4 protein-coding genes are annotated in these 7,080 nt (G+C 60.0%); 3 read left to right on the plus strand and 1 reads right to left on the minus strand.

The genetic code is table 11. The features are described 5' to 3' along the window. The first annotated feature begins 748 nt into the window (after positions 1 to 748). Genes CFR79_RS14920 through CFR79_RS14930 form a run of 3 tightly spaced genes read left to right on the plus strand, consistent with a single transcriptional unit; the run spans position 749 to position 6,944 of the window. Positions 749 to 3,145 carry an ABC-three component system protein gene (locus tag CFR79_RS14920; protein WP_110548419.1) on the plus strand — a complete coding sequence of 799 codons (2,397 nt, stop codon included), beginning with the start codon at positions 749 to 751 and terminating at the stop codon, positions 3,143 to 3,145. Next, positions 3,142 to 3,786: an ABC-three component system middle component 1 gene (locus CFR79_RS14925; protein ID WP_110548420.1), complete on the plus strand. Its 645-nt coding sequence runs from the start codon at positions 3,142 to 3,144 to the stop codon at positions 3,784 to 3,786. Before CFR79_RS14920 ends, CFR79_RS14925 begins: the two co-directional genes overlap by 4 nt. Further along, positions 3,783 to 6,944: an AAA family ATPase gene (locus CFR79_RS14930; RefSeq protein ID WP_110548421.1), complete on the plus strand. Its 3,162-nt coding sequence runs from the start codon at positions 3,783 to 3,785 to the stop codon at positions 6,942 to 6,944. The genes CFR79_RS14925 and CFR79_RS14930 overlap by 4 nt, the downstream gene beginning before the upstream one ends. Here CFR79_RS14930 and CFR79_RS14935 read toward each other — a convergent pair. After that, the coding region (locus tag CFR79_RS14935; RefSeq protein ID WP_146220162.1) for a transposase at positions 6,921 to 7,080 on the minus strand (160 nt) is incomplete at its 5' end. The two genes, CFR79_RS14930 and CFR79_RS14935, sit on opposite strands and share 24 nt — an antisense overlap.

Genomic DNA, 7,080 nt, shown 5'->3' on the forward strand with positions numbered 1-7,080 from the left:
GCCGCGTGAGGCTGTCCGGACGGCTTCAGGACGTAAAAAGGTGGTCGCCTGGCTGAAGAATATCGAAAACACCACAGCCCGCGCCCGGAAAAATGACGGCGCAGGGGTTGCCTACGATTTCGGGTGGATGTGGCATGAACTCGGGATCACCATGCTCCGGAAATAGGCCGCTTTCGCCTCATGTCAGACCTATTTGCGTGAACGCAGTCATCCCGTAAGCGGACATTGTAAGATGATTCGAGACAGGCCGACCTCGGGACATGCCCGCCATTCCAGACCGGCAACTCGAACGTCCGCCGTGGCCAAGACCCGACGTTCGAGAGTGTCTCGCTCGTCCCGTCCTGAAAAGAGGAGCTCTGGTCGCTTGCGGAACGACAGATATCGTGCTTCCTCACCCCAGAAGGAGACATTCTCTCGTTACCCTCTCATTGTGATCGGTTCCCTTCCTTTGCATCCATTTCGACCACACTACGATATTTTGAACAGAGTGCAGGTCTCGTGATCCGTCCGCCCGTTTGGCCATTGTTGGCAAGGCAGGTGCGTCTGTGCTTGACGTATCGGTTGGTCGCTGCCATCCAAGATGGTGTGACGGAGTATGGCTTAAAACTACGATGATCGGGGTGAGGTGTGCCGAGCTGGAGCGAGGTTCGAGTGACGACTCAGTTTTGATGCTCTCGTTTACATCCTACCTCGTTGAGCCCGCGACTGGTCTGATCGAGCAACCATCATCGAGAGCAGTGAGATAGCCATGGCGAAGGCCGTTTTACCATTCGCTGACTGGATCGATTGTGCTCGCGATCCGAAAGAATCCAATCAGCAGCGTCTCTACTTCCTCGGCACCTTCGATCGGCGAATCACTTTTTATTCGCAGCAAGTGCGCGCGTTACGGTTGGCACACGCACTCGATGCGACGAATGCGATAGCGCCCGGGGACACCATCGCGGTGGTCGGTGCCGGCGCGGCGGGCGTGACGATCGCGATGGCGTTCGCGCTGATGGGACATGATGTAACGCTCTACGATCCGGCGGATAATGTCCTTCATCTGCAAAGCGGCTCCGAGCGGTTGCTCCATCCCCATATCTACGAATGGCCGCGTGTGGGGTCGCTCGACGATCAGGCGGGCCTGCCGATCTTGGACTGGACCGCCGGGAGTGGTGCCGACGTGTGCGCCGCCCTGCAGCTAAGCTTCGGGAGCGCCCTTGGCCGCCTGTCAGACAAGCTGCGCTTCGCGAATCGCCACCGGCTTGAGCGGCTCGAACGCCATAACGGAGACTGGCGGCTGACGCTGAAGCACGAAGGCGCCGATGTCTGCCGTATCAAGCAGCATGTCGTTCTCTGTATCGGCTTCGGAGCGGAGCGCAAATGTGGTGGCGTGATACCGACCGATTACTGGAAACAAAACGCAATCGGAACCAACGCCGACGAACCCGAAGCACCCGCGAAATATCTCGTCAGCGGGAACGGCGACGGTGCTCTGACTGAACTGCTTCGACTTCTGATCACCAATTTCGAACATGTAGAATTCACGCGAACATTCTTGGGAATGTTCTCTGGAAATACTCTTCGCGAGGCAGCCGATCGTTCTTTTGCGGGGACTGCAGTTGGCGACGATCTGGAAGCTTCATTCCAGCAGCATTTGCTTCCGCTTCTCGAAGTGCATGGCATTCTGGATCGGCTGGCTCATCTATTGCGCCGCGATCGGCATGTGACGGTCAACAGCAGCGGCCCCCTTTACGCTACTGCCAAAGCTTCGCAGCTGAATCAATGTATGGTGTTCGCGCTCCTGGAGACCGCAAAGCGAGAGAATGTACCGGTGGTTCGATCCAAAGGCCACTTGAAAAGTGTCGAGCCTGCCGCAGGCGGCGGCATGACCGCAGTTGGAATTGCCGACGGCACAAATCCAGTTACGACCGTCTTCAAGCATGTGATCGCCCGTCACGGTCCAGAAAAGGCGGCGCGATACATGGCCGCGGACGCGTTTTTTGTCGTTCATGAAAACTATATGAAGGCGCTTCTCAAAGACCATCCCGACTTTGCGGATCCACCCGAGCTCGCGGCCGGGACGTACGACAGGTTCAGTCTGCTCGCGATCGACGCGCTGTGCGATCCTGCGAACCGCGTAAGCGCGCTCGCGAGTTTCCGCCAGCAGCAGACCACCATCCATCTTGAGATCGATGCGGCCGCGAATGTCGTGGTCGAGCGCGGCAACGTTCGTCTGTCCGAAATCGCCGACCAAGCAGAGCTGCTCCCGGAGCAGATGACCGTACATCTCGATCTGGCACCAGCAAGCCTCGCGATCGCCAAGGACCTAGTCAGGTTGAGCCGGGCAAGCAATGGTCGCGTTCGACTTCAGACGCCGTCAGCCCATCAGGGCGAATGGCTCAAATTGTCGGACCAGATCACATCTACAATAACAGCACCATCCCGTTATCGCTCGCACGAGCTTCACGTGCCAGCATTGGCCGTCGCCATCGATGCGTGCCTCGGGCGTCTGCTGCACGGCCGCCTCAAGCAGGTATTCCAGTCCGGCAACTGCCCGACCATCGGCGATATCGATGCGACCCTCCTTTCCCGTATTTCAACGACCTGGGCGGACTGGCAGGCGACGCTTGAGGGCAACGAGACGCTGCGCGAGCATGTCTTTCGATTGCTGGCCCACGTCGATACGGCCAATCCCGGCTCTTGGAGCGGGGATCACTCCTTGCTGAACAAGCTTGCGAGCGCGATGTTCATGATGCTGGCAACGCACCATGGAAGACCGCTCACCATCAGCGCGACCGAGCGCGGCAACATGACGTTCGATACCGACGCCATCGCGCTCGGGACGGGGTGCGAGCTCATCGGCGGCCGGCTTCTCGCCGATGCATGGACCGAGGCACAGCAATGGGGCGTCGACGCGCTGATCATCTCGTCAAGCGCAGAGATCGAGATCGCCCCGGCGCCCGCCGGGACGGTCATGAATGGCGGATCGCCCAGCAAGGGGTTTTCCGAAGCCCGGCAAGTTCGCCCCGCCATCATCCAGAATGACAGCCAATGGCGACGAAGGCTTCGCGGAGACTTTGCATCATGGCAGGCTGCAGTGGCGGCCGAATTCGACGCGTTCCGCCAACGGCAGGACGAGCAATATAGCAAGGTGGCCCAGTGACACCCGAAATCCTCCGCGAAAAGCTCGTCCAATCCGCCGATCTGCTGGGCTGGCCATCGAGCGACGTGCCGGCCTTCGTTTTGGATCATTTTCGTGGTCGCGCCGACGACCCTCGATCAGCACTGCCGAAAGGAAGCTTCGGTTTGCGCCTCGGAGCCTACCCTGTCCTGGTCGCGCCCATCACGCTCGCAGACGTCGAGGAGATGAAGCGTGCGCTGAGAGGGTTGCACAGCCAGATGATCATCGCCCGCTCCTACATGCGGCCCGAGGAGGTGATCAACGCGCATATCATGTTGTGCGCAACTGATACGGTCGGCTCCGCCGACTGGCGGCAGCTGGTCGATCTGGCTGAACGAGACGAAACCGTTTGCAGGAAAATCATATGGATCCCGCAGGAGGGTTCCTTGGAGGCGACCTACGACGCGTTCGTTGCGCGCACCTTCCTCGCGACGCCGTGGCTTGCGGCCGAGACCAAGCTCGATGCGCCACTCGATCGCAATCAGGGCCTCGCTCAAAGAACGCTAGTCCGACACGGTCTGGCTGACGCCGTTGCGGACCGCTGGGTCGCACTCGCCGAGCAATTCGGGGCAGACCCTGACACCCTGGTGACGCAGCTCGTGCAGGTCCGGAGCGAAGCATGAGCAAAAACATCTATCTGACCCGTATCAAACTTGCCCAATTCCGTAGCTTTGCCTCGCTCGATGTCGAATTACCGCCGGAACCCGGCGTTCTCGTCGTTCATGGCAGTAATGGTCTGGGAAAGTCGTCGCTGTTCGACAGCCTTGAATGGGGGCTTTCCGACCAGATTGATCATTTCCGAAAGGCAAGAGGCGTCAAGAAGGTCGGTCACTATTTGGCCCGCTGGCGTGAGCACCCGATCGATCCGACGTCCGTCGCCATGTCCTTCTCGGATGGAGAAACGATCGAGCGGTCATTGGCATCGCCGGCATCTGTGACGTCCACGCTCAGCGGGACCGTAGACGACATCACGTCCTATCTCAGAGCTGCCAGCTGGCAGCAGAGCATATCCGCTCTCCCGAACTACCTTCTTCTGACCCATATTCTCGGTCAATCGACCTTATCGCGACTGACGCACCGCGACGCTGCCGAACGCTTCGATATTCTCAAGGAGGCGGCGCAGAGCCGTGACGTAGAGGCTGTTGCGACCGCCATACATGGCCGCGGAAATACGGTGACGGTGCGTGCCTTCGCGCGTCGCATCGAGGCCTTGGAGAAGGAAGCAACGCGCTTCGGCGAGCTCCTCGACCAGGAAGAGCGCCTCTGGTTGGCGATGCAGGGCTCCGGGGCAATCGATGACGCCCGGTCGCTGACGATGATTGCCGAACTGAGATCTCTGACCGGAGAAGCGACCACCGGTTCCCGATCGACGGCGAGTTCTATCGCCGACGACCTTGATCGGCTCGAGGCGGCGCTCGACAGCGCGCGAGTGGATCTTCGCGACGAACAGGCGCGTCTCAGCCAGGCCACCCAATGTGTTGAAGCCTGGCGTCAACACAATTCGACGCGAGCGATCGCCCAGAGTGCGCTGGCCGAAACGGTCGAGCAACTGACGACGATTGCGGCAAACCGCACCAGTGCGTCGGGCGAAAAGGCCGAGGCCGAGCGTGCGCATGCGAGCGCGTTCGCCACGGCGGAAGAGGCGCGTCTTCATCTCGGCCGCTTGGTCGCACTGCAGAATGTGCGACGGGACGCGATCTTGAGCAGATCAAGATTGGGCGACGCGCTGCAACCGCTCAGGGAGGCCGAGATCCGTCTTGCCGACGCGACTGCCCAGCTCGAACGCGCCCAGCGCCGATCCCAAATTGCGCTTCGCCTCGACGGCGAGGTGACGCGGATCGACGAGGAGGCAGATCGCCATCAAGACGATCTCGATCGTATCAGTGCCTGGAAAGCCAAGGACCAGTCGATCCAGACGCTGTCGGCAACCCTTGCCGACGTCGAGAGCCAGCATCCAGGCCTCACCGACCGGTTACGCGACGCGGAAGCAGCGATGGCGGCGGCTACTATGGACATCGAGGCGCAGTCCCGCACCTTATTGCTTCTGCGCGAAACGACCACGAGCCTAGCGGGAGCGGTCGCGACAATCGCCGCGACATTGCCTGAAGATGCTTACGACTGCCCGGTGTGCGCGACCCACTTTAGTGAAGCGTCGGAGCTGCGTGCCCGGGTTGGCGGCGCTGCGGAGCGACTGAACCCCGTCCTTCTGTCGCAAGAAGAGGGACTGGCAGCATCGCGCCGACGACTTCAAGACCTGCAATCCCGTGTCGAAGAGCTTCGATCGGTTCTACGACAGATTCAGTTCCAAAGATCGGAACTGGCCGCGGCGCGTGATCAGGGATCCAAGCTCTTCGATCGGATCGCACACCTCGGTGACGTGACTACGGATTTCGACGCCTTCATGCAGGACCTCGGCACGAAGCAGCAGGGGCTGAAATCTCGACGCGCGCGCAAGATGGTCTGGATCCAGCGGTTGCGCGGCGCTTCGGGCGCGGATATCCAGAACGAGATTCAGCGCCTGACACGTCTCCGGGACAAGGAAAAAGCTGCTCGCGACAGCTGCGCGCGCGCACTTGAGGACGGACACTCGACGCTCGCCAGCCACAAGGCGCGTATCCAAGCGATCGAGGAACAATTGGGGTTGTCAGAGCCATTGTCGGGACCGCCGCTGGGCAGAGCGATCGACACGGCGGGAAACCGCCATCAGCAGAGTCTCGATGTCGTAGCGGAAGCGCGAAGTGCAGCGGACTTCGCTATCGAATGGCTGCGACGCATCGATGCATCCGATGCGGCAACAACCGCCCGGAGACGCGAACTGGAACGCCAGCTGGCGGAGGTGGACGCGCAACTCCGACTTGTTGCAGAGAAATGGGCGGGCCTGGGCTTTTCGAGCGAGCAGCCCACTGACGACGATGTTTCTTATCGTTTCGCAAAGACTACCGATCATGCTCGTGATTTGGCTACTGCCGGCGATGTGCTCGAGCGCCTGAGGGCGGGACGGCGTGCCTGGGCCTCGCAGGTAACCCATCGAGCGGCACTTGACAATCTCCGCGAAGCGATCGACGCAGCTCCGAACAGCGGACGTGATGAAGTTCGTCTGGCGGTTGAACAGTTACGCGACGCAAAAACGCTGGCGGCTACGGAAACGCGGGAGGTCAAAGTTATTGCCCAGGCGGCGAGCCAGGACCTTCTGAACGAGCTCGACGATTTCAATGCGGGATATATACAGCCACTCGACACGCTGATGAAACGGATCAATCAGGCGATTCTGACCGATCCCCGGGTTGGTATCGATCTTCAGGTAACAAAGAAAAAGATCGAGCAGAATGCGGTGAAGACCGGCGACCTGCCGTCCGACCTTGACGATATTGATCCCGTTCTCATCCACAGCGAAGGGCAAATGTCGGCGCTGGCCGTCAGCCTGCTGTGCGCAGCAAGCATCACCTTCCCCTGGTCTCGTTGGCCCGCGCTCATTCTCGATGATCCGATGCAGCACAATGATGCCATTCATACGGCTGCGTTTGCAGACTTGGTCTGCAACCTGGTCGAGCAACGAGACTATCAGATTTTCCTTTCGACCCACGATCAGGCCCAGGCAGAGTTTCTGCAGCGGAAGTGCGCGGCGCGCGGCCTACCCTGCGGTGTTCTCAGCCTTCTCGGAACCGGACGGGATGGCGTCGAGACGGAATTCAGGCCTGCCACCGCCAAGGGAAGCGGCTCCGCCGGGAACACGTCCAGTGTCCATTACGGCGTGTCGTCAGTTAAGCAGGATGATGATTGAGGCGAACTGCACGGCTGCGAGGAAGGTCGATTTCAGTTTATCGTAGCGGGTTGCGATAGCGCGAAACTGCTTGAGTTTATTGAAGAACCTCTCAACAAGGTTCCGTTCGCGGTAGAGAGAAAAATCGGTTTCCCGT

This window comes from Komagataeibacter saccharivorans, assembly GCF_003207825.1.
GTDB lineage: Bacteria > Pseudomonadota > Alphaproteobacteria > Acetobacterales > Acetobacteraceae > Komagataeibacter > Komagataeibacter saccharivorans.